The organism is Bradyrhizobium sp. AS23.2 (genome assembly GCF_001908185.1).
Taxonomy (GTDB): domain Bacteria; phylum Pseudomonadota; class Alphaproteobacteria; order Rhizobiales; family Xanthobacteraceae; genus Bradyrhizobium.
This window is the reverse complement of sequence record NZ_LGHM01000315.1, coordinates 1-2,263: the sequence shown is the minus strand read 5'-3', so window position 1 is coordinate 2,263 and position 2,263 is coordinate 1. Positions and strand designations below refer to the sequence as shown.

The 2,263-nt window shown below is 57.2% G+C and carries 3 protein-coding genes and 1 pseudogene; 2 read left to right on the top strand and 2 right to left on the bottom strand.

Going from position 1 to position 2,263, the window contains the following annotated elements:
• Positions 1 to 619 precede the first annotated feature (619 nt).
• On the top strand, positions 620 to 835 hold the full coding sequence (locus AC630_RS41745) for a hypothetical protein (RefSeq protein ID WP_074124253.1): 216 nt from the start codon (positions 620 to 622) through the stop codon (positions 833 to 835).
• Positions 836 to 900: 65 nt separating this feature from the next.
• Here AC630_RS41745 and AC630_RS41740 read toward each other — a convergent pair whose 3' ends face one another.
• A complete protein-coding gene (locus AC630_RS41740; protein WP_245330667.1) occupies positions 901 to 1,293 on the bottom strand; it encodes a hypothetical protein in 393 nt (130 codons plus the stop codon).
• Positions 1,294 to 1,301: 8 nt separating this feature from the next.
• Positions 1,302 to 1,475 carry a hypothetical protein gene (locus tag AC630_RS46110; RefSeq protein ID WP_167561392.1) on the bottom strand — a complete coding sequence of 58 codons (174 nt, stop codon included), beginning with the start codon at positions 1,473 to 1,475 and terminating at the stop codon, positions 1,302 to 1,304.
• Between the two features lie 591 nt (positions 1,476 to 2,066).
• On the opposite strand from AC630_RS46110, the pseudogene AC630_RS41735 reads away from it, so the two are divergent.
• Positions 2,067 to 2,263 (top strand): annotated as a pseudogene (locus AC630_RS41735) (hypothetical protein); the annotation flags it as partial.

The following is a 2,263-nucleotide window of genomic DNA, read 5'->3' as shown; positions in this document are numbered from 1 at the left end:
GGGCAGGCGAAGGTAAAGTATCTTCTCGTTTGGCTCCGAAGTCGGGATGGCCAGTGGCACGCGCATCGCGACATCTGGAATAACATGCCGACGGGCTAGAGTGGGCAAGAGTATCAAGGCTTACCGATGGTCCTCTACTTCTGGAATTGGCCCATCGCGTACATACTGAGCTGTCTGCGCTTGGTCCGTTTCTTGGGGTCGAGCGGACGATCACGCTGCCGCCCTATTTCTCTTCCTTCCCGGTCCCGCGCGTCACGATTTTAGGCGGGGCATCCGGTAGCCGTCTCTAGAGCCTTCCGCCTCAGCCCACCGCAAGCGCTTCCAGACTTCGCGCCCGTTAAGGAACTGGTTACTAGTCACTGTCACCATTTACATATTACGTCGCCATAAGCGGCAGCGCATTCTGAGAACGGCTTAATATTTCGACACGCCCGGTTGGCAGTCTCTTTCAGGAGAGGCCGAATGTTTAAGGGCTTCACAGTGGCAGTTGTGGCGCTGATTAGCACAGCGCAGCTGGATCGATACCTAACCAACGGTCGGTACACCGACGCGGCCATGGCTATGCTGCGGCAAATCAGGCACGCGTTTGGATTTTGAGATACCAACTTTGAGGCGGGCGATGGAAGGCATCTCATGGGCTGATCTCGACGCGGATGAGAAACGCGCCATTGCAATACTTGGAGCCGGGCTTTCTATCGAGCTGTGTGACCCCATTGCTCTCCTGACATTAAAGCGGCGCGGGCTGATCGTAGGCTCGCATCTAACGGCTGCCGCGCACGAGTTGCGGAGGGGAGTTGTTTTAGACGAGCTCGCGGTGCGTGATTGCGTGACGTAACCAAGCGTACGCCGCGAACAGACGGTCGAAAGTCGTTGCCGACAAGGAGCGTGATGAAGGATCGCTTAGTTACGAGTATCGATCAATTGCGCGCCTTGTGGACCGGAGATCCTGGCACGCCATCGCTGTTCAAAAGTATCAAATTCTTTCAGCGCCAACACTTGTGCATCTAATGGATTGCCGGGCTTGCCAGCAATGACAACACCTGTGGCTACTTCGCGAGAACCGGGTTCGGGAGGCGCCTCTGTAGGCCACTCCAGCAGTGATTTCGAAAGCATGGGCTTGCCCGCGTACCAGCATTTTCGTCCGTCGATGAGACGATAGGACCACCACTGCCCTTGCGGATTTGCCGGCATTGCGGCGACGCATCGTTGTTTAGCATGCCCGCTTGCCATTTCGAGCGACGAGAGCGCAGCGGTGCAAACGGCTAAAGTAAACGATCGAAGCGGCTTGCTCATGAGTGCGCTCAATTGCTTTGTTGCTGCAATCGACCTACAGCAACGATCAAGGCGGGACGCTCGAGAACTTCCACCAACTTTTCAAGGACATGCGCATTGTCCTTGGGACGGGGCTGAAGGTATTCTTCCAATATGAGTTGCGCTTCGCTAATCGCTTGCAGGGCCAATTGCTGATCGGTCATCGCTGCTTACTCATCAATGAGATGCGCTGGCAGAGCTAGCGAAGGGAGAGATCAAGTCAGCTTTGCGGAATACCCCCGCTCTTCTTTTCACTTTTTGTTTCAAGCTCTAGCTGGCCACGGCGACAGTGTCACGGCACGGGCTCGATCAATGTGGAGAAACGTCCACGCAAAGGCAGCAAGCGGAGGGATCGCAATGACTGAGTATATTTCGGCTACTGCCCAATCTTGCTTATCCGCGCCACGCATCGCGATCCTGAGCGCATCATCCGACAACGGTCGATGAAGTGCCTTCGCCTCTTCCCACGGGCGCGTATCCGGACATCCCGCTCTTAATCAGTGGTTAAAAGGACCGGCATCGCCTTGGGTGGATCGGCTCAACCACAGCATTCAGCGAAGTTGTCAGGAAGCCATAGACAAGATGCTTGGACTCGGTGCCACGGTTGGCCTTGAACTCGGTCCAGATGCCCGCGAACGTACACACCGGTCGGTCCTCATTCAGCGCGAACCAGACGACATCTCTTTTCTCGCTCTCCGGTTCGGCTCGGGCGCGTATTCGGCAAAGCTGTTCGTCGGAACCAAGCATCGGTGCTCATGCTTGAGCCACACCCGCCCGTGCGGCGACGACGTGTTGCAGTAACTGGCGGGCCGCCGGTGCGCGGTGGCGGCGCCTTGATGCCCCTGGTGCTGGTGCCGCTCGTCGGCGCCGAGCCCGTGGTGCCGATCATCGCGATCTCCGCGATCTTCACCAATCTCAGCCGCGCGATTGCCTATCTGCGCTATGCCGACCG

Coding starts and splice junctions, on each gene's coding strand:
- AC630_RS41745 (WP_074124253.1), top strand. CDS start 620: ATGGAAGGCATCTCATGGGCTGATCTCGACGCGGATGAGAAACGCGCC.
- AC630_RS41740 (WP_245330667.1), bottom strand. CDS start 1,293: ATGAGCAAGCCGCTTCGATCGTTTACTTTAGCCGTTTGCACCGCTGCG.
- AC630_RS46110 (WP_167561392.1), bottom strand. CDS start 1,475: ATGACCGATCAGCAATTGGCCCTGCAAGCGATTAGCGAAGCGCAACTC.